This window comes from Oerskovia enterophila (assembly GCF_001692445.1).
Taxonomy (GTDB): domain Bacteria; phylum Actinomycetota; class Actinomycetes; order Actinomycetales; family Cellulomonadaceae; genus Oerskovia; species Oerskovia enterophila.
The window spans coordinates 1-18,640 of sequence record NZ_MAQA01000005.1 but is presented as its reverse complement, the minus strand read 5'-3'; the positions used below and the strand labels follow the sequence as shown (position 1 = coordinate 18,640).

At 72.4% G+C, this 18,640-nt stretch carries 17 protein-coding genes; 5 read left to right on the top strand and 12 right to left on the bottom strand.

The genetic code is table 11. The features are described 5' to 3' along the window. Nucleotides 1-7: 7 nt before the first annotated feature. The 5 genes from OERS_RS03390 to OERS_RS03370 form a co-directional block, all read right to left on the bottom strand. On the bottom strand, nt 8-1,264 hold the full coding sequence (locus OERS_RS03390) for a hypothetical protein (RefSeq protein ID WP_068624462.1): 1,257 nt from the start codon (nt 1,262-1,264) through the stop codon (nt 8-10). A gap of 225 nt (nt 1,265-1,489) precedes the next feature. Continuing rightward, nucleotides 1,490-3,388, bottom strand: a complete 1,899-nt coding sequence (locus tag OERS_RS03385; RefSeq protein WP_056645860.1) for an alkaline phosphatase — start codon at nt 3,386-3,388, stop codon at nt 1,490-1,492. Nucleotides 3,389-3,553: 165 nt separating this feature from the next. Beyond that, complete coding sequence (locus tag OERS_RS03380) at nt 3,554-4,159, bottom strand: CE1759 family FMN reductase (protein ID WP_068624460.1); 606 nt, start codon at nt 4,157-4,159, stop codon at nt 3,554-3,556. Beyond that, nucleotides 4,156-4,662 carry a MarR family winged helix-turn-helix transcriptional regulator gene (locus tag OERS_RS03375; RefSeq protein WP_056645854.1) on the bottom strand — a complete coding sequence of 169 codons (507 nt, stop codon included), beginning with the start codon at nt 4,660-4,662 and terminating at the stop codon, nt 4,156-4,158. The genes OERS_RS03380 and OERS_RS03375 overlap by 4 nt, the downstream gene beginning before the upstream one ends. A 168-nt stretch (nt 4,663-4,830) precedes the next feature. Continuing rightward, complete coding sequence (locus OERS_RS03370) at nt 4,831-5,592, bottom strand: isoprenyl transferase (protein ID WP_056645851.1); 762 nt, start codon at nt 5,590-5,592, stop codon at nt 4,831-4,833. 412 nt (nt 5,593-6,004) lie between these two features. On the opposite strand from OERS_RS03370, the gene trhA reads away from it, so the two are divergent. Next, nucleotides 6,005-6,679, top strand: coding sequence for a PAQR family membrane homeostasis protein TrhA (trhA, locus tag OERS_RS03365; protein WP_248948326.1), 675 nt, complete (start codon nt 6,005-6,007; stop codon nt 6,677-6,679). A gap of 162 nt (nt 6,680-6,841) precedes the next feature. Then, nucleotides 6,842-7,156 (top strand): hypothetical protein, encoded by a 315-nt coding sequence (locus tag OERS_RS03360; RefSeq protein WP_211268434.1) that lies wholly within the window; start codon nt 6,842-6,844, stop codon nt 7,154-7,156. A gap of 69 nt (nt 7,157-7,225) precedes the next feature. Here the strand turns inward: OERS_RS03360 and OERS_RS03355 are convergent, their stop codons facing one another. The 3 genes from OERS_RS03355 to mca are packed head-to-tail and all read right to left on the bottom strand — an operon-like array spanning nt 7,226 to nt 9,454. After that, nucleotides 7,226-8,149: a carbon-nitrogen hydrolase family protein gene (locus tag OERS_RS03355; protein ID WP_068624455.1), complete on the bottom strand. Its 924-nt coding sequence runs from the start codon at nt 8,147-8,149 to the stop codon at nt 7,226-7,228. Between the two features lies 1 nt (nt 8,150). Continuing rightward, a complete protein-coding gene (locus OERS_RS03350) occupies nt 8,151-8,588 on the bottom strand; it encodes a hypothetical protein (protein ID WP_068624453.1) in 438 nt (145 codons plus the stop codon). Continuing rightward, on the bottom strand, nt 8,585-9,454 hold the full coding sequence (gene mca, locus OERS_RS03345) for a mycothiol conjugate amidase Mca (RefSeq protein ID WP_056646692.1): 870 nt from the start codon (nt 9,452-9,454) through the stop codon (nt 8,585-8,587). The genes OERS_RS03350 and mca overlap by 4 nt, the downstream gene beginning before the upstream one ends. A 166-nt stretch (nt 9,455-9,620) precedes the next feature. On the opposite strand from mca, the gene OERS_RS03340 reads away from it, so the two are divergent. Further along, on the top strand, nt 9,621-10,112 hold the full coding sequence (locus OERS_RS03340) for a DUF4307 domain-containing protein (RefSeq protein ID WP_083201190.1): 492 nt from the start codon (nt 9,621-9,623) through the stop codon (nt 10,110-10,112). A 518-nt stretch (nt 10,113-10,630) separates the two neighbouring features. Further along, on the top strand, nt 10,631-11,113 hold the full coding sequence (gene greA, locus OERS_RS03335; protein WP_056645841.1) for a transcription elongation factor GreA: 483 nt from the start codon (nt 10,631-10,633) through the stop codon (nt 11,111-11,113). A gap of 1,257 nt (nt 11,114-12,370) precedes the next feature. Here the strand turns inward: greA and ilvA are convergent. From ilvA to OERS_RS03320, 3 genes are read right to left on the bottom strand one after another with little or no spacing between them, the layout of a single operon-like run. Next, entirely contained in the window at nt 12,371-13,537 is a 1,167-nt protein-coding gene (gene ilvA, locus OERS_RS03330) for a threonine ammonia-lyase (RefSeq protein WP_139107687.1), read from the bottom strand. Between the two features lie 50 nt (nt 13,538-13,587). Beyond that, nucleotides 13,588-14,970, bottom strand: a complete 1,383-nt coding sequence (locus OERS_RS03325; RefSeq protein ID WP_068624451.1) for an AI-2E family transporter — start codon at nt 14,968-14,970, stop codon at nt 13,588-13,590. Next, a complete protein-coding gene (locus OERS_RS03320) occupies nt 14,967-16,199 on the bottom strand; it encodes a cystathionine gamma-synthase (protein WP_068624447.1) in 1,233 nt (410 codons plus the stop codon). The genes OERS_RS03325 and OERS_RS03320 overlap by 4 nt, the downstream gene beginning before the upstream one ends. A 164-nt stretch (nt 16,200-16,363) precedes the next feature. On the opposite strand from OERS_RS03320, the gene msrA reads away from it, so the two are divergent. Next, complete coding sequence (msrA, locus tag OERS_RS03315) at nt 16,364-17,026, top strand: peptide-methionine (S)-S-oxide reductase MsrA (protein ID WP_068624445.1); 663 nt, start codon at nt 16,364-16,366, stop codon at nt 17,024-17,026. Nucleotides 17,027-17,149: 123 nt separating this feature from the next. Here the strand turns inward: msrA and OERS_RS03310 are convergent, their stop codons facing one another. Next, a complete protein-coding gene (locus OERS_RS03310) occupies nt 17,150-18,106 on the bottom strand; it encodes a glycoside hydrolase family 19 protein (protein ID WP_248948320.1) in 957 nt (318 codons plus the stop codon). Between the last annotated feature and the right edge of the window lie 534 nt (nt 18,107-18,640).

Genomic DNA, 18,640 nt, shown 5'->3' with positions numbered 1-18,640 from the left:
CGCTCCTTCAGGCGCGCTGGGCAGCCTGGGCCGCGACCGCGGCATCGATCCGTGCCTGCGTGCGCGCCTCGCGCCGGCGACGTGCGCGCACCGCCGCGAGCACGAGCCCGACGAGCACGAGCAGCGACCCCAGCTGGACCCACGGCAGCGCCCACGCGCCGTAGGCCGCTGCGGCGGGCGTGAGCGTGACCTCGACGACGTCGTCGCCCACGACGAGCGGGGTCGTCGTCAGGTCCCCCGAGACCTTGCCGAGCGGCCAGACGCCGTCGATCACGACGGTCCCGCCCGCGTCCTGCCCGGGCAGTACCTCGCGCTGCGCGGGGGCCACGACCTCGCGCGCGTTCCAGCCGAACAGGCCCGCGACCGCAGCCTGCGTGTCGGCGCCCAGGCGCACGTTGCCCTCGTTCGCGACCGAGTACTCGACGCGCACCGAGCCGGGCGCGAACGGGTTCCAGCTCGGCTCGTACGTCGCGCGGACGTCGGTGAGAGCGAGCGCCGGGGCGAGGTCGCCCGCGACGCGCAGGTGCAGGCGCGCGCCCACACGGGTGTCGAACGTGACGCTCGACCCGTCCCCCTCGGCGCGGGCCAGCGCGGCGACGACCCCGGCCGGGTGGTCGCCCGGGGTCGCGTCGGCGGGCACCGCGACCGTGAACGGGATGGTCGCCGACGACTCGGCCGCGATCTCGACGCGCTGGCTCGGTCCCGCCGTCTCGCCCTCGCCGAGCGTGATCCACGAGCCGCCGTCGGTCGGCGCAGTGCCGGCCGACAGCAGGTCGAACTGCCCGTCCGCGGTCACGACGCCGTCGCTCGCGTACACGTCGAACGTCGCGGGGTGGTCGCTGAAGTTGGTCACGGTGACGTGCTCGACGGCCTGGCCGCCCGGGTCGACCGTCACGCGGTAGGACACGCGTCCGTCGGGCCCCTCGGCGGTCGCGGGCTCGACGGCCCAGGTCGTGCGCGCGGCGGGCGGCTCGCCGGAGGCCGGGGCGGCGGCGCTGTCAGCGGTCGCTGCGCCGTCCACGGTCGAGGTCGCCGTGCCCGACGGCGCCGCACCGGTCCCGGCGACGGGTCCGGCCACGACCGGGGTTCCGGGGAGGACCAGCGCACCGGCGGGCGCCGCGAGCGCGCCCGTCAGCAGGGCGCCCACGAGGGCTGCGGCGCCGGCCGTCCTGGCCACGCGCGCCGGGGCGGGCAGGCGGACCGGGCCTGCCGGACGAGCCGTGAGGCGGCGCGGACGAGCCGTGAGGCGGGGGGTGACGTTCATCGAGGAGCTCCGAGCGGGAAGAGTCGTGGCCCCGCGCCCAGCGCGACCCGCGGGCGGGACGGGCGTGGCACCGTCGGGCAGGAGACGGACGTGGCCCACGGTCACCCGACGACGCACGGTGCGTGACGTCGTCGAGAGACCGACGAGCGGAATCCGAAGAGGCCGCCGGGCCCCCGGCGCGCCGCAGCGCACCCGGGACCCGACGGCTCCGTCAGGTGACGACGGTCAGTCGACCGGGAACAGCGAGACCGTCAGGGTGCCCGCGTAGTCGCCCTCGCGGGTGTCCACGGGGACCTCGAGCGCCAGGTCGGCCGAGACCGTCGTGGTGCCCAGGCGGCTGTCCGAGGTCGCGGTCGCGAGCGTGGCCGGGGCCGCGAGGCCCGTGCCGCCGCCCAGGAGCGAGGCCACGGGCGAGCCCGCGATCACGCCGTCCTTGGCCGAGACCAGGCCGGGGGTCCAGCCGAGGTTCTGGGCGCGCAGCGTGCGCGGGCCCGAGGACAGGTCGCCCGACTGGCCCGAGACGGTCCAGCCGCCCGTGCCGACCGTGGCGGTCGCGCGCGAGTCCGTCACCGAGACCTCGGGGAGCGTGCCCGCGAAGCGCAGGCGGTCGCCCACGTTCTCGCCGCCCGTGAGCGCCACGCCCGCACCGAAGTCCGCGACGGACAGCGTGAGCTTGCCGCCGACCTCACCGGCCTCGGGGACGGTCGCGAGGAGCGGGATGCCGTCGGTGTCGTTCGCGGCCCACAGGGCGTTGGAGACGCGGCCGACGTCGGCGTTGTCGAGGTAGGCGCCACGCACCGGGTCGGTGCCCGTCGCGGCCGCCGCGAGCAGCTCCGAGCCCGGGCCCTTGGCGAACACGGGCACGAGGTGGTTGGTGTGGCCGCCGCTGTTCCAGCTGACCTGGGGCGCCTCGCCCTGCGCGCCCTGGACCGGGGTCCAGGCGGGGTTCGCCGCGGGGCCCGAGAGGTAGCCGCACTCGTGGTCCGCCGTGATGACCACGAGGGTCTCGTCCCAGCTCGAGTTCTCCTCGACCCAGTCCACGACCGTCTCGATGGTCCGGTTGAAGTCGACCTGCTCCTCGACGGCTCCTGCGGTGTTGTTGTCGTGCGAGGCCCAGTCGATCGCGCCGCCCTCGATCATCACGAAGAAGCCCTCGTCCGAGGCGTTGGACAGCACGTTGAGCGCGGCGTCCGTCATCTGCGGGAGCGAGGGCACGTTGTCGTTCTGCGGGGCGGTGAACGGCACGTCGCCCGACTTCAGCGCCGTGCGGTCGGCCTGGAGCGTGCCCGCGACCTGCGCGGTTCCGAGCACGTGCGTGGGCGTGTCGCCCTCGGCGAGAGCGAGGAAGTCGTCCTTGGACTCGACCAGGTCGAACGCCGACTGGCCGTCGACCAGCTTGTTCCACTCGGTCTCGCCGATGTAGCTGTAGCTGGGGTTGGCGCGCTTGTCGCCGTTGTCGTCGTACCAGGGGTTGCCCGCGCCGAAGATCACGTTCGCGCCCGAGTCCATCATGTCGGCGGCGATGTCGTGGTAGTTGTTGCGGTGCTCGTTGTGCGCCAGGTAGGACGCGGGCGTCGCGTGGGTCCACGGCACCGAGGTGACGACTCCCGTGGCCTTGCCCAGCTCGAGCGCGCGCTCGGCGACCGTCTTGAGGTCCTCGTGGTTCTCGTCCTGGCCGATCACGTTGTTGAGCGTCTTGACGCCCGTCGCGAGCGTCGTGGCGGCGGCCGCGGAGTCGGTCGAGTTCTTGAGCGGCGCGGAGAAGCTGCTCCAGTTCTGGACCGGGTCGTACGTGTTGCCGAACTGGTACGTGGACATCGCGAGGGCGACCGGGAACTCCTGGTACACCTGCGTGCCGGCCTGGCCGGGGACCGGGGTCGAGACGCCGCCGGGCTTCACGGTGGTCTGGTAGGCCGTGCGGCCGTGCTCGAACTGGCTGCCGAGGTCGACCTGGTTGAACCCCATCCCGTCACCGATGAGGTGGATGATGTTCTTCGGTCCGGGCGCCCCGGGGTCTGCGGACGGCGCGGCGAGCGCCGGCGTGGTCGAGGAGATCGCGATACCAGCAGCGAGGACGCCGGTCCCGGCGATCCGCAGCCACTTCATCGGTACACGTGAAGTCATGGTCTCTTCCCTGTCGAGGTCTGGTCCGGTCCGGAGTCGAGTTCCGGCCGGCACCTGAGAGCCAAGCGGGTCGAGGTGGCGCGACGGTGAACGGTGGGAGGCCGTGCGGGGACAGATGGGGTAAATGTCCGGCCGGGTCGCGGACAACCCGGCCCGGTCAGGCCGTCACTGCGCGGCGGGCAGGTCCGCGAACCGCACGAGCTGACCCACGGCGCGCTCGGCGCGCTCGTCGAGCCACGGCATGGGGAAGAGCTCGATCGTCCAGTCCTCCTTGGACGCGAACACGCCCGTGGGCACGATCAGGTCGCCCATGAAGGAGAAGAGGGGGCGCAGCGCCTGGTCGATCACGAGGGTGTGACGGGCCGTGCCGCCCGTGGCGGCGAGCAGCACGGGCTTGTCGACCATCGCGAGCGAGTCGACGAGGTCGAAGAAGGACTTGAAGATCCCGGAGTAGGAGCCGCGGAACACGGGCGAGGCGACGACCAGAAGGTCGGCCTGCTCGACGGTCTTGAGCGCGAGCTCGAGCTCCTCGCTGCGCATGCCCACGACGGTCGCGGTCGCGACGTCCTGCGCGTGCTCGCGGATCTCGACGGTCCGTGCGTCGACCGCGACCCCCGCGGCCGTGAGGCGGGCGACGGTCTTGTCGAGCAGCAGGTCGGTCAGCGCGCGCGTGGTCGAGGGGAAGCTCACCCCGCCCGTGACGGCGACGACGCTCAGCGTCCGGGCCTCGGCCGGCTCCGCGGCGCTCCCCTCCTGGGGGCCCGCGCTCACGCCTCGCTCCCCTCGCGCGCGGGCAGGTGCTCCTGTGCACCCCGGAGCTTGTCGAGCAGTCCCTTGAGGGTCGCGAGCTCGTCGGCGTCGAGGGCCCCGCCCACGTAGGCGCTGATCGTGCGGACGTGCCTGCGCCCGATCTCCTTCTGGAGCCGCGCGCCCTCCGGGGTGAGCCGGACGATCGTGCCGCGTGCGTCGTCGGGCGCGGGGACGCGTTCCACGAGGCCGCGCTGCTCGAGTCGCTCGGCCATGCGGCTCAGCGAGGGCTGGCTGATGAGGACGAACTCGTTGAGGTCGCGCAGCCGAGTCCCGCCCTGGGGGCACGTGGAGAGCGTGAAGAGCACGTCGTACTCGCGCATCGTGAGCTCCTCCCAGATGTCGTCGGCCTGGAAGCGGCGCATGAGGGCGACCTGGGTGCGGAAGAGCGACTCCCAGGTCTCGGCGGCCTCGCGCGTGGTGGCTCGGTCGTGGACGGCGGGGAGGGCGGTGGTGGGGCTTGGCATGCGTCTCTCGATCCTGCGGGGTGCACCGGCCCGACGGCGCCGCTCGCCTCGTCGGCGCACGTCACCCGGGTAGATGCGTTCGTATGAACTCGAGCGGTACAACCGGCGGGGCGAGAGGTGTATTCCGGACCGTCAGGACGGCACGGGCGGGCGCCGCGCCCCGGAGGCCTACCTGCCGAGCCGGCGCTCGCGCTGGGAGTACGACCGCAGAGCACGCAGGTAGTCGACCCGGCGGAAGCTGGGCCAGTACGCCTCGCAGAAGTAGAACTCGGCGTGCGCGCTCTGCCACAGCAGGAACCCGCCGAGCCGCTGCTCGCCCGAGGTGCGGATCACGAGCTCCGGGTCCGGCTGCCCCTTGGTGTAGAGGTGCTCCTCGATGTGCTCGACGTCGAGGTTCTCCGCCAGGTCCTCGAGGGACGCGCCGCGGTCGGCCTGCTCGCGCAGGTAGGACCGGACGGCGTCCGCGATCTCGTGGCGACCGCCGTAGCCGATCGCGACGTTGACCTGGAGGCCGTCGACCCCCGCGGTGCGCTCCTCGGCGTCGCGCAGCGCCGCCGCGAGACGCTCGGGGAGCAGGTCGAGGCGGCCCATGACGCGCAGGCGCCAGCGGCCGGTCTCCGCGAGGTCGCGCACGGCGTCCTCGATGATGTCGAGCAGCGCGCTGAGCTCCTCGTGCGAGCGCGAGAGGTTGTCCGTGGACAGCATCCAGAGCGTGACGACCTCGATGCCGAGGTCCTCGCTCCAGGTGAGGAACTCGGCGATCTTGTCGGCGCCGCGCCGATGGCCTGTCGCGGCGGTCTCGCCGAACGACTTGGCCCAGCGCCGGTTGCCGTCGAGGATCACGCCCACGTGCCGGGGCATCGCCTCGCGCGGCAGCGAGGTCGCCAGTCGTCGCTCGTACAGCCCGTAGAGCAGGTGGGGCATGCGCACGTGAGGTCCTTAGCGGTATGAAGGGAGTGGAGCGACGGGGGCCGGCGCGGCCGGGGCGCTCCCGCGACGAGCACGAGGGGCACGAGCCGCGCGGCCGCAGGTCACGATCGAGCAGGTCGCCCGCCAAACGGTACCGGAGGCAACAGTCGAAATGTCCAGTCGCCCGCGCTGCGGTGCGCCTTTGCGCAGGATCTTCACAGTCCGCGGCCGCTACCTACGGTGACGTAACTTACGATGGCGTAGGTTGTTTCCTGAGCCGTTCACGTCGACTCACGTGCAGTCCCCCGGGTCAGGGACACCCCGCTCCCTGGCCCGACGCAGAACGAGTAGGAGTCTCTCCGTGGCACGACCCTCCGAGCGCCCGTCCGCAGGCGACGCCGTCGAGAACACGCTGGCGTCGACAGGCGAAGCCCTGTCGAGCATCGGCGAGAAGGCCGCCGACGCTCTTGAATCGGTCAAGCCCCGGCTGCGCGGCTGGATCCATGCCGGCACCTTCCCTGTGGCCCTCGTCGCGAGCATCGTCCTGGTGGTCCTCGCTCCCCCGGTCGCGGGCAAGGTCGCGTGCGCGATCTTCGGCCTGAGCGCCTGCCTGCTGTTCGGCACGAGCGCCGTCTACCACCGTGGGACCTGGTCTCCCCGGGTCGCGGGGATCCTGCGCCGAGCCGACCACTCGAACATCTTCCTCATCATCGCGGGCACGTACACGCCGCTCGCGGTGCTGCTCCTGCCGAAGCAGACCGCGACGATCCTGCTGATCGTCGTGTGGTCCGGGGCGCTGCTCGGGCTCGCGGCGCGCATCATCTGGCTCGGCGCACCGCGGTGGGTCTACGTCCCGATCTATGTCGCGCTCGGCTGGGTCGCGGTCGGCTACATGCCGCAGTTCTGGACCACGCCAGGTGGCCCCGCGATCGTGTGGCTCGTCGCGATCGGCGGGCTCGCCTACACGCTGGGCGCCGTGGTCTACGGCCTCAAGCGCCCCAACCCGAGCCCCCGGTGGTTCGGGTTCCACGAGATCTTCCACGTCCTGACGGTCGTGGGCTTCGGGTGCCACTACGCGGCGATCATGATCGCCGCGCTCAACGCCTAGCCGCCCAGAGAAGGACACCGGGGGCGCCGCCCACTCACAAGAATCACGCTGACGCCCTCGTCCGCAGTGAGCCCGCGGGTCCTGGCTTCGGCCGCTCCCGTGGTGGGCTGACGATCACCTGGCTTCGCAGCCGAGCCGACGCACCTGCCGCATCATGTGAGGATGCGCGAAGACATGCAGGTGTGGAGAAGCACGATCAAGAACGTCCTCGAACTGCTCAACGAACTGGACCCGTACGGCCTCACCCCTGGACAACCCGACGGCGCGCCACAAGACGAGTACGACCTCGAGGCGAAGCCCATCGCTCAGCGGCTGATCAACGACGGCGTCATCACGAACGCGCAGGTCGATGCGATCTGGCTCAAGTGGTTCGACGAGCCACTCAACGAGGTGATCGGCAGGGAAGCAACCGAGCGATTCGTCGACAACCTCAACAGCTTGCCCACGCCGACGACCCCATCAGGAGACATTTCCTAGGGGTAGATCTCGGGACGCCGGGTGCGGGGTGTCCGCCGCCGATCAAGTCGATCGACGGCGGCGCCGCGTTCACCGCGTCGGGTCCGGCTCGTACGGCTGCGTGGCAGGGCCGGGAACAGGCACGACGGCGTAGCGCCTGTTCGCGAGCGACGGGTTCGTCCGGCGCACCCCGGCCAGGGCCTCGGGGTCGATGTCGGCCGTACGCAGGCCCGCTCGCTCGTCGAGCTCGAGCCCCACCTGGCCGTCGGGCCCCACGAGCAGCGACCGTCCGGTCACGCCCTTGCCGGCCTGCCCGACCGCGAGCACGACCGAGGTGTTCTCGATCGCCCGGGCGCGGGCCAGGGTGCGCCAGTGATCGGCCTTGAGATCGCCCGCGGCCCATGCGGCCGGGACCACCAGGACGTCGGCGCCCGCGTCGACCAGCCGACGGGCCGTCTCGGGGAAGCGCAGGTCGTAGCAGGTCATGACGCCGAACGTCAGGCCGCCGACCGTGAGGACCGTCGGCGGCGCGTCGGCGGGTCCTGGCTCCAGGCGGTCCGACTCGCGGTGCCCGAACGCGTCGTACAGGTGCACCTTGCGGTAGACGCCCGACAGCCGACCGTGCGCGTCGATCGCGACGACCGCGTTGACGGCGCGGGTGGGGCTGTCAGGTGCCGCTGCGACCGGTGCGCCGCCCGAGCCCTCCTGCGAGGCTGCGCCGTCGGAGGACGTCGAGCCCGGGATCGTCGTGCCCGCGATCACCGCGACCCCGGTCTCGCTCGCCCAGCGCTGGAGCGTCGTGACGAACGGGCCGTCGAGAGGCTCGGCGTGCTCGATCCCCACACCCCGAGGGTCGAACCCCGAGGCGTACTCGGGGAGCACCAGGAGATCGGCGTGCAACCGTTCTGCCTCGGCGAACGCCGAGCGCACCACGAGCAGATTCGCCGCATGGTCGTTCGAGACCTCGATCTGGGCGATCGTGACCCGGACCGGACCGTGCGGCGTCTGCGTCATGTCAGTCGCCGCCGCCGCCGGAGTCGCCGCTCGATCCCGAGTCGCTGCTGCTCCCGGAGTCGCTCGATCCCGCGTCGTCGCGGCTGGAGCCGGCGTCCGACACGCCGTCCCGACGGTCCGGGTCAGCGGCCGTGCCGGCCGTTCCCGTCGCTGCGGCCCCGCCCGACGACGCAGCCCCGGCGCCGCGCTCGTCGTAGCGGACCTTGCGCAGCTGCTTGGTCAGCGAGAGGAACAGGACCACGCACGCGAGGGCCACCGCGAAGATCGTGAGGAAGCCCGGGAGGCCGGGCGACACGTCGGTCGGCTCGAGCCCCGGACGGAGCTCGTCGGTCGTCGGCGCGGGAGACGGCGTCGTCTCGGCAGTCACCCCCGCCGCCCAACCGGGGCCTCCGGCCAGGTGGGACGACAGGTCGACCGCGAGCTGCGGCGTCGGGCTCATACGAGACCTTCCTCGGTGCGGATGCCGGCGAACAGGTCGTCCTCCGGAAGCGTGGTGGGGACGCGCGACTCGGCGAGCTCGAACTCCTCGAAGGGCCACACGTCGGCCTCGAGGTCGCGCGGGATCGCGAAGAAGAAGCCCTCGGGGTCGATCTGCGTCGCGTGCGCGATGAGCGCCGCGTCGCGCTGCGGGAAGTACGGGGCGACCTCGACGCGCGTCGTGACCTCACGCTCGGGGATCTCGCGGGCGGCTCGCGACTCGACCCAGTCGCTGAAGGGCGACTCGAGCCCTGCGTCCACCACGGCCTCGTGGATCGTGCGGATGCGGTTCATCGAGAAGTCGTGGTTGTAGTACAGCTTGGCGGGCTCCCACGCGGGCGCCCCTCCCTCGACCTGGTAGCGCTCCGGGTCGCCCGCTGCGTGGAACGCCTCGAACGCGACCTTGTGGCACATGATGTGGTCCGGGTGCGGGTAGCCGCCGCTCGGGTCGTACGTCGTGATGACGTGCGGGCGGAACTCGCGGACCAGCTCGACGAGCGGCGCCGCAGCCTCCTCGAGCGGCACGAGCGCGAAGCAGCCTTCGGGCAGCGGGGGCAGCGGGTCGCCCTCGGGCAGCCCCGAGTCGACGAAGCCCAGCCAGCGGTGGCTCACGCCGAGCGCCTTGGCCGCTGCGGCCATCTCCGCGCGCCGCAGCTCGGCCATGCCCTCCGCGGTCGCGGGGAGCTCGCCGAAGCTCGGGTTGAGCACGTCGCCGCGCTCGCCGCCCGTGCAGCTCACGACGAGGACCTCGACGCCCTCGGCGGCGTAGCGGGCCGACGTCGCAGCCCCCTTGCTCGACTCGTCGTCGGGGTGCGCGTGGACGGCCATGAGGCGCAGCGGTGCGCGGTCGACCGTCCCGGGCGCCGATCCTGCGGTCTGGCGCGCCGTCGATTCGGTCACAGGTCCTCCTGGGGGTACTTCGCGGTGAAGAAGTTCAGAGACAATGATGACTCACGAGCAGGTAGTCCACCCAACCCTTGGACGTCGATCGACCATGACGAACAGCACGCCCCCGCTGGGAACTTCCCCGAACCCCGGGCCGGACGCCCTCGACGAGGACGAGAACCCGATCGGCCTCGTGCCGCGCAGCGAGGGCCCCCGGCCCCCGGCAGGACGCTACGGGCCCGAGCCCACGCCCCTGCGACGCCGCCTGGCGATCGCGGGCATCGTCGCCGCCGCGCTCGTCGGGATCGCCGTCACGGTCTGGATCGGCCTGGGGCAGGCCGCCACGCCCGTGCGCTACGACGACTTCGGCTTCAAGGTCGTCAGCTCCGAGCAGATCGACGTGACGTTCCAGGTCTCCATGAAGCCCGGCACGCAGGCCGAGTGCACGATCGACGCGCTCGCCGACAGCTACGCCCAGGTCGGGACCGTCAAGGTGGTCGTCGGCCCGAGCGACAAGCTCGAAGGCCGGTACACCGTGAGCGTGGCCACGTCCGAGCTCGCCACGACCGGGATCGTCGAGAGCTGCGTCGCGCTGCCCTGACGCTGGGTGCGCTGCGGGACCTGCGGCCGGGTCGGGACCAGGGGCGGCTGGGGGGTCCGGCGTCGCGCGCCGGGGACCTGAAGCCGGGGCGGGGCCAGGGGGTTTGACGGTGTCCGACGTCCGGCGTGACACCTGCGACCGGGTCCCTGGGCACGGCGCCAGGAGCCGGCTGCACGGCCTCCTGGCGACCGCTCTGCGAGCAGTGCGAAGATGGGACCGCGGGCGGAGCCGCCCGCAACGGTTCGGAGGCGTCCCACCACGGGTCGCGGGGCAGACCATGGAGGTCTGCCGGGGGCAGGGAACGGTGTGATGCAGCGGACATTTGGTATCCTGAGGGATTCACGCTGCCCCAGAAGCTTCAGGACCAGCGAAACCCGCCACGCGGCACCGGCCACCGGTCGGTGCCACCACCACGGGCAGGCAGCGGAGTCGCCCTCACCCGCACCCACTGCCTCCCCCTGTGCGGCCACGTCTACCGACGACGGCCGCCGGAACGCAAGGAAAGGAAGGAGCGAACCGTGACCGAGACCAGCGTCACCTGGCTGACCCAGGAGGCACACGACAGGCTTCAGGCCGAGTTGGCTCACCTGTCCGGTGCTGGCCGCACCGACATCGCCGAGCGCATCGCCGCCGCCCGCGACGAGGGCGACCTCAAGGAGAACGGCGGATACCACGCCGCCCGCGAGGAGCAGGCCAAGAACGAGGCGCGCATCCGCGAGCTCACCGCGAAGCTGCGCAACGTGCAGATCGGCACGCCCCCGGACGACGGCAAGGTCGAGCCCGGCATGGTCGTGACCGCGAACGTGGCCGGCGAGGAGATGTCCTTCCTGCTCGGATCGCGCGAGATCGCCGGCGGCACGGACATCCGGGTCTACTCCCCCACGTCCCCGATGGGCGCCGCGATCAACGGCACCTCGATCGGCGACAAGGTCTCCTACACGGCTCCCAACGGGAACGAGATCGCGGTCGAGATCCTCGCCGCCAAGCCGTTCGAGGCCTGACCTCCCCGCACACCGGCGTCGCCGCTCCGGCCGGAGCAGGCTCGACGCACCCCTGACGGCCCGGGAACCGCATGGTTCCCGGGCCGTCGTGCGTCCGGGGCGTGGGGGCGACAGGTGGCGTGCATCCAGGGCGCCGGGCGCGGCACGCGACGTGCGCCGCAGGGCCCCCGCCGAGTCGAGTCGCGGGTACCTGGTCGGCGCCCGGCTCGCCAGGCAGCGATGTCGGGCCGTCGAACGACCGAGCAGGCGGCAGGCCACGGCCCGAGCCCCGGCACTCGACACCGACACTCGGGGCGCCCCAGCGAGATGCGGCCAACGGGGGTCATCTCGGCAGTTCGACCCCCGTTGGCCGCATCTCGATCCAGGGTCGGGCCCTGGCCACCCCTCGCGGCCTAGCCCGTCATCCACAGGAACCACGACCGACCCCACGAGGACGCCCGGATCTGCGAGCCTCTCCCCGTGCCGTCTGCCCTCGTCCCGCTCCCGCCCACCCCGTTCCTCGTAGCCGACGCCTACGCGGCCGGGTGCACGCGCGACCAGCTTCGCCACCCCGCGCTGCACGCGCCGGTGCGCGGGGTACGCATGGCGGCCAGTTCCGCCGACGACCTCGAAGCACTCTGCCGAGCCGTCGCGCTGACCTTCCGGGACGGGGACACGTTCTCGCACCTCACGGCGGCCGCTCTCCTGGGACTGCCTCTGCCCGCGCACCATCGACCGCTCGAGAGGTTGCACGTCTCCAGCCGCGCTGGGCTACGACCGCGCGAGGCGGCGCTGATCGTCGGGCACTCCGGGCGATCGCCCGGCATTTCCTCTACTCGCAGGACGTGCTCACGGCGTGGGAAGCGACCTGCGGGCGGCTGATCACCGCGTTCGAGGACCAGGGGGTGGACCTCCGCCGGCTCGCCGACGCTCCCGACACCCCGGTGCGCGCCCGTGTCGTCGTCGCTCGACGCTGACCGGCCCCGGCCCCGGCTCCGGGCCTGGCTCCGGGGCCGGCCCGGCCCCACGCCCACGCCGCCCGGAGAGCGCCGGCGCACGGCCGCCACCCGCGAGATGCGGCCAACGGGGGCCGTCTCAGCGATTCAACCCCCCCTTGGCCACATCTCGGCGTCAGGTCAGCCCAGCCCCCAGCGAGCGGAAGGGTGCCGGCCCGACTCAGCGAGTCAGGACCCCTCAGCCCGCAGCAGGGCCGCGACACCACGGCGCCAGCTCACCTCAGCCCGTCCAGCCCCGCGCCCACGAGCAGCGCGGTCCACCTCACCCCGCCAGGACCCGGTACCCCGCACCCCTCAGCTGCGCGACGAGCGCCTCGCAGTGCTCCTGCCCCTTGGTCTCGACCTGCATGCGCACCCACGCCTCACCGATCGCGAGGTGCACGTCGGTGCGGTCGTGGTCGATGTGCATGATCGAGCCACCGACCCCTGCGATGACGTCGAGCATCTGCGCGAGCGCCCCCGGCCGGTCGTCGAGCAGGACCTGCATCTGCATGTACCGGCCCGCGGCCGCGAGCCCGTGCCGCAGCACGCGCAGCAGCACCAGCGGGTCGATGTTCCCGCCGGACAGGATCACCACGACCGGGCCCTCCCACCCGGTCGGGTCGGCCAGCAGCGCGGCCACCCCGGCGGCTCCCGCGGGCTCGACGACGAGCTTGGCCCGCTCGGTGATCATCAGCAGCGCCCGGGACAGCTCGTCCTCGGTCACGGTGCGGACCTCGGAGCCGAGCTCGGACACGATCGAGAACGGCACGGGGCCCGGGGTGCCCACCGCGATGCCGTCGGCCATGGTCGAGCGGGCGAGCGACGTCGTCGGGACCCCTGCCGCGAGCGACCCCGGGTACGCCGCCGCACGCGCTGCCTGGACCCCCACGACCTTGACGTGGGGCGCGGCCTCGGCCATGGCCGCCGCGACGCCCGCGACGAGCCCGCCACCGCCGAGCGGCATGACGACCGTGCGGACGTCGGGCACCTGCTCGAGGATCTCGAGCGCGAGCGTGCCCTGGCCCGCGACCACGTCCGGGTGGTCGAACGGGTGGATGAACACGGCGCCCGTGCGCTCGGCCTCGGCCTTGGCCGCCGCGAGCGTCTCGTCGACGTCGACACCGACCAGGCGCACCTCGGCCCCGTACTCGCGCGTCGCGGCGACCTTGGGCAGCGCGGCGTCGACGGGCATGTAGACGACCGCCTGGATGCCGAGCAGCCCCGCCGCGAACGCGACGCCCTGGGCGTGGTTGCCGGCGCTCGCCGCGACGACGCCGCGCGCCTTCTCCTCGGCCGTGAGCCGGGCCATGCGGATGTACGCCCCGCGGATCTTGAACGATCCGGCGCGCTGGAGGTTCTCGCACTTGAGCAGCACGGGCACGCCCACGACCTGGCTGATCGCGCGGCTCGTCTGGACGGGGGTCCGGTAGGCGACGCCGTCGAGCATGCGGGCCGCGTCACGGATGCTGTCGAGCGTCACGGCGGGTCGGGCGAGGGTCACGCGTCCTCGCCCGCGCTCGTCCCGGTGCCCGACGGCGCCGCGCGCCCGGGGCGGGCACGCCGTCGACCCGCGGGGGTCGAGGAGGCCGGGACCATCTCGTCGTCCGCGAGGTCGGCCTCGGCGCGACGGATCATGACCGGGAGCACGGGCTCGCCCCGGATGACGAGGGTGTCGTCGGTCCCCAGGTCGGGGAACTTGTCGTGCCCGTTGAAGTACAGGACCACGGTGTTGATCAGGGCCGCGAGCGGCACCGCGAACAGCGCGCCGACGATGCCTGCGGCGAACCCGCCGGCCGCGACCACGAGGAGCACCGCGACGGGGTGCAGCGAGACCGCGTGCCCCATGAGGAACGGCTGGAGAGCGTGGCTCTCGATCTGCTGGACCGCGAGCACGATGCCCAGCATGATGAGCGCCGCGACCCACCCGTTCGCGACCAGCACGACCAGCACGGCGACCGCGCCCGTCACCACAGCGCCCACGATCGGGATGAACGAGCCGACGAACACGAGGATGCCGAGCGGCAGGGCCAGGGACGGCACGAAGAACGCCGCACCGACACCGATACCGACCGCGTCCACGAGCGCCACGAGGATCTGGGTGCGGGCGTAGGCGGACAGCGTGACGATGCCACGGCGTCCGGCCTGGTGGATCGTGTCGCGCGAGCGCGCCGGGAACAACCCCACGCACCAGGACCAGATGGTCCGTCCGTCGAGCAGGAAGAAGAACGTGCAGAACAGCGCGATCACGGCCCCCGCGGCCACGTGACCGACCGTCGTGGCCGCACCCAGCGCGCCCGACACGATGCTGTCCTGGCTCGAGGCGATGAACCCCTCGAGCTCCTTGAGGTACCCGTTGATCTGCTCGACGCCGAGCCCGAACGGACCCGACTCCAACCAGCTCATGAACTCGTTGAAGCCGTCGATCGCCTTGTCCTTGAGCTCGGCGATGCCGCTCACGATCGTGCTGCCGGCGACCGTGACGAGCCCTGCGACGACCAGGAGCATCCCGAGGAGCGCCGAGATCGAGGCCAGCCCGCGCGAGAAGCGCAGGTGTCGCTGGAGGAAGCCCCGGACGGGCGTGAGCAGGACCGTGAGGAGCAGCGCGATCGCGACCGGGACGACGATCACCTTGAAGAGCCCCGTGACGTAGAGGCTCGCAGTGACGAGCGCGCCGATCAGGAGGAGTCTCCAGGACCAGGCCGCGGCGGTCTGGATCGACGGCGGGACGGCGTCCGCGCCGAACGGCTTGCCGCCGCGCGTGCCCTTGCCTGCGGAGGCCGTCGAGGACGCGACGGCCCCTGCCGTGGCGGGCGACGCCGTCGGGCGGGGGGTGCCGGCCTGTGCCTGGGCGGCGCGACGCTTGCGGGGTGCCGCGCTCACGCGAGCGCCCGCGCGAGGTCCGCGATCAGGTCGGCTGCGTCCTCGATGCCGACCGACAGGCGCACGAGGTCGTCGGGGACCTCGAGGGCCGAACCCGCGACCGACGCGTGCGTCATGCGACCAGGGTGCTCGATCAGGGACTCGACCCCGCCGAGAGACTCCGCGAGCGTGAACACCTGGGTGCGGGCGCAGACCGCGAGCGCCTTCTCCTCGCTCCCTGCCCGGAAGGACACCATGCCGCCGAAGCCGCGCATCTGCCGCGTCGCGAGCTCGTGACCGGGGTGCGAGGCCAACCCCGGGTAGATGACCTGGGTCACCGCGGGGTGCGACTCGAGGAACTCGGCCACCGCCGCGGCGTTGGCCGCGTGCCGGTCCATGCGGACCGCGAGCGTCTTGAGACCGCGCAGCGTGAGCCACGCGTCGAACGGCCCAGCGACCGCGCCCGAGGAGTTCTGGTGGAAGCCGACCGCGTCGGCCAGGCTGCGGGTTCCCGCGGGCGAGACGAGGTCGCCGGGGAGCTCGGCCCCGTCGGCCACGACGAGCGCTCCTCCGACGACGTCGCTGTGCCCGCCGATGTACTTGGTCGTGGAGTGCACGACGACGTCCGCGCCCAGGCCGATGGGCTGCTGCAGGTAGGGCGTCGCGAACGTGTTGTCGACCACGAGGGTCGCGCCGTGCTCGTGCGCGATCTCGGCGAGGGCGGCGATGTCGCTGACCCCGAGCAGTGGGTTCGTGGGCGTCTCGACCCACAGGACCTTGGTACGGCCGGGCTGGACCGCGGCCCGCACGGCGTCGAGGTCGGTGAGGTCGACCGCGGTGTGCTCGATCCCCCACGGGCCGAAGACCCGGGCGACCAGGCGGTACGTGCCGCCGTACGCGTCGTCGGGCACCAGGACGTGGTCGCCCGGGCGCAGCGTCGCTCGCAGGAGCGTGTCCTCCGCGGCGAGGCCCGAGGCGAACGCGAAACCGCGCGCCTGCGCAGCCCCGGCAGGCGTCTCGACGGCGCCGAGCGCCTCCTCGAGCGCGGTGCGGGTCGGGTTCGCGGACCGGGAGTACTCGTACCCCCCGCGCAGACCGCCGACGCCGTCCTGCTTGTAGGTGGAGACCTGGTAGATCGGGGGCACGACGGCCCCCGTCGTCGCGTCCGGGTCCTGTCCCGCATGGATGGCGCGGGTCGCGAAGCCGGTGCTCGACCAGTCGGGGTGGGAGGGAGTGCTCGCGCTGCTCATCCTGTGAGCCTACGTGCCCCGAGGGCGCGCGTTCCTGCGGAACACGACGGTTCTCGGAGAGCGGACGTGTGCATTTCACCCACGCCCTCGCGGCGGGAGGGTTCCGGGGAACAGCCGACGGCGACGAGGTGTTGCCCAGGTGTCGGCAACAGGTGGAGGTAAAGATGTTCGAGTCGTTGTTCGGGTCCTCGATGAAGACCCAGATGGTCGCGCCCGAGAAGGCGCTCGCCGGGCGGGACCAGCCCGTGCTCCCCGCGGCCCGCCCGCACACGGTCCTCGGGACCTCGATCACGGGTCCCTGGCCCGAGGGCACACGCGTGCTGTACCTCGCGATGGGCTGTTTCTGGGGGGCCGAGGAGATCTTCTGGCAGGTGCCGGGCGTGATCTCGACGGCCGTCGGCTACATGGGCGGCACCACGCCGAACCCCACGTACGAGGAGGTCTGCACCGCACGCACGGGGCACACCGAGACCGCGCTCGTCGCGTACGACCCGTCGGTCGTGAGCGAGGAGGAGCTGCTCAAGATCTTCTGGGAGCGCCACGACCCCACGCAGGGCTACCGGCAGGGCAACGACGTCGGCACCCAGTACCGCTCGGCGGTCTACTGGACGACGCCCGAGCAGGAGGCCGCGGTCCGCGAGACCGAGGCGCGGTACCAGAAGGTGCTGACCGCGCGCGGTCTGGACCCCATCACCACGGAGGTCGCGCCGGCCGAGGGGCGCACGTTCTACTACGCCGAGGACTACCACCAGCAGTACCTCGACAAGAACCCCCACGGGTACCGCTGCCACGCGACGACGGGGATCCCGTTCCCCGACGCGGCGTGATGCCGGGCTGAGCGGCCTCGCCGGGACGTGAGGAGGTGCCCCTGATCCGACCGGATCAGGGGCACCTCCTCACTTCCCGGTGGGTTGGCCCCGCGGGTCCGGGGTGAGCCGATCCTCAGCCGCTCAGCAGCTCAGGCCCGATCCCGGCTCGACGCCCAGGATCGCCGTGATCTTCTCGTAGCGGGCGACGCGGCTCGCGACCGAGGCCGGGTTGCCCCCGTTGCACTCGAGCGCCCCGTTGAGCGAGTTGATCGTCTGGCCGAAGCCCGCGCCACCGACCATCGCCTCGTGCGAGGTCATGACGCCCGGACCGTTCTGCGTGTTCCAGTACCAGAGGGCGGTCTGCCACGCGATCGACGGGTCCTGCTCGACGAGCCACGGGTCGTTCAGCAGGTCGATCCCGAGCGCGTCCCCGGCCGCCTTGTAGTTGAAGTTCCAGCTGAACATGATCGGCCCGCGACCGTAGTAGGCCTCCTGGCCCGCCGGGCACCCGAACGACTGCGAGTAGTCGCACTTGATCCAGTAGTTCGCGGTGTTGATCTCCTTGACGTACCGCAGGCCGACCGACTCGAAGTCGGAATGGGTCAGGAACGCCGCCGCCTCCTGGGTCTTCATGGTGTCGGTCCCGGTGTTCGCGAACCTCGGGTACGCGGCCAGGGCGTCGACGAGCCCCTGGTAGGTGTAGAACGCGGCACGCGTCGGGAAGATCGCGTCGAACTCGGCCTCGCTGATCACGAAGTCGGACTCGAGGCCCGCGCACGCCCCGGCGTCGGTCCACACGCTCGTCGCACCCGGGCTCTCGCGCTGCGTCCACCACTTCGCGACGAAGTTGCGGCCGTGGTGCGAGGCGGTGGCGCCACCCTGATAGGCCGTGGTCTCGCTCCAGGCGCCGGCGCACGTGCTCGCGGGTGCCGTCGTCTCGGTGACGACCGCGAGCGGCGCTGCGGCCGGTGCGGTCGTCGCGGCTCCTGGTGCGGCGGCAGCCGTCGCGACGACCGCGCTCACGAGTCCTGCGGCCACGATCGCGACGCCTCGGCGCACACCAGAGACAGTTCTTGTGCCGAACATCCAAGCCCCCATTTTTTGCTCATCGTTGAACACTTCACAGCGACATCTCGCCGCGGTGACAAGGTAGCGACGCGGACAAATGTCAGCAACTCGAACAAACTGACCAATCGACAGGTTTCGGCTCGTCCGTGCGAGAGGTCAGGTCACCCTCGATCGCTCCGCACGTCTCCGTCGACCGCGCCGCAGATCGGCGACTCGACACAACCGAGGGCGACCGATTGGACCTCCGACGGTGACCGGCTCCATCGCCGGGGGTGACGGGCCCCTCGGCGAGGGTGACGCCGTCGACGGCGGAGGGCGTCACCCTCGGCACGATCGGCGGTCACCGTCGCCGGACGGTCACCCTCGGCGGTCGACATGGTCACCCTCGACGGTCGACGCGGTCGACATCGGGCGGACCGCACGTCACCCTCGGCGACCTGGCGCGTCACCCCCGAGCGGCCGTCAGCGCCGGCCCAGGGCCTGCTCCCTGCTCTCGGCCCGCGCGTCCGGCGCCAGCACCAGCCGGCGCACCACCTCGTTGCGGCACAGCACCCCGAGCCCCGC

Excerpts from the sequence above, each read along its gene's own strand:
- msrA (WP_068624445.1), top strand. The coding sequence starts at position 16,364 with ATGTTCGAGTCGTTGTTCGGGTCCTCGATGAAGACCCAGATGGTCGCG.
- OERS_RS03375 (WP_056645854.1), bottom strand. The coding sequence starts at position 4,662 with ATGCCAAGCCCCACCACCGCCCTCCCCGCCGTCCACGACCGAGCCACC.
- OERS_RS03390 (WP_068624462.1), bottom strand. The coding sequence starts at position 1,264 with ATGAACGTCACCCCCCGCCTCACGGCTCGTCCGCGCCGCCTCACGGCT.
- OERS_RS03360 (WP_211268434.1), top strand. The coding sequence starts at position 6,842 with ATGCGCGAAGACATGCAGGTGTGGAGAAGCACGATCAAGAACGTCCTC.
- OERS_RS03355 (WP_068624455.1), bottom strand. The coding sequence starts at position 8,149 with ATGACGCAGACGCCGCACGGTCCGGTCCGGGTCACGATCGCCCAGATC.
- OERS_RS03340 (WP_083201190.1), top strand. The coding sequence starts at position 9,621 with ATGACGAACAGCACGCCCCCGCTGGGAACTTCCCCGAACCCCGGGCCG.
- OERS_RS03310 (WP_248948320.1), bottom strand. The coding sequence starts at position 18,106 with ATGGGGGCTTGGATGTTCGGCACAAGAACTGTCTCTGGTGTGCGCCGA.
- OERS_RS03385 (WP_056645860.1), bottom strand. The coding sequence starts at position 3,388 with ATGACTTCACGTGTACCGATGAAGTGGCTGCGGATCGCCGGGACCGGC.
- OERS_RS03350 (WP_068624453.1), bottom strand. The coding sequence starts at position 8,588 with ATGAGCCCGACGCCGCAGCTCGCGGTCGACCTGTCGTCCCACCTGGCC.
- OERS_RS03320 (WP_068624447.1), bottom strand. The coding sequence starts at position 16,199 with ATGAGCAGCGCGAGCACTCCCTCCCACCCCGACTGGTCGAGCACCGGC.
- mca (WP_056646692.1), bottom strand. The coding sequence starts at position 9,454 with ATGGCCGTCCACGCGCACCCCGACGACGAGTCGAGCAAGGGGGCTGCG.
- ilvA (WP_139107687.1), bottom strand. The coding sequence starts at position 13,537 with ATGCTCGACGGCGTCGCCTACCGGACCCCCGTCCAGACGAGCCGCGCG.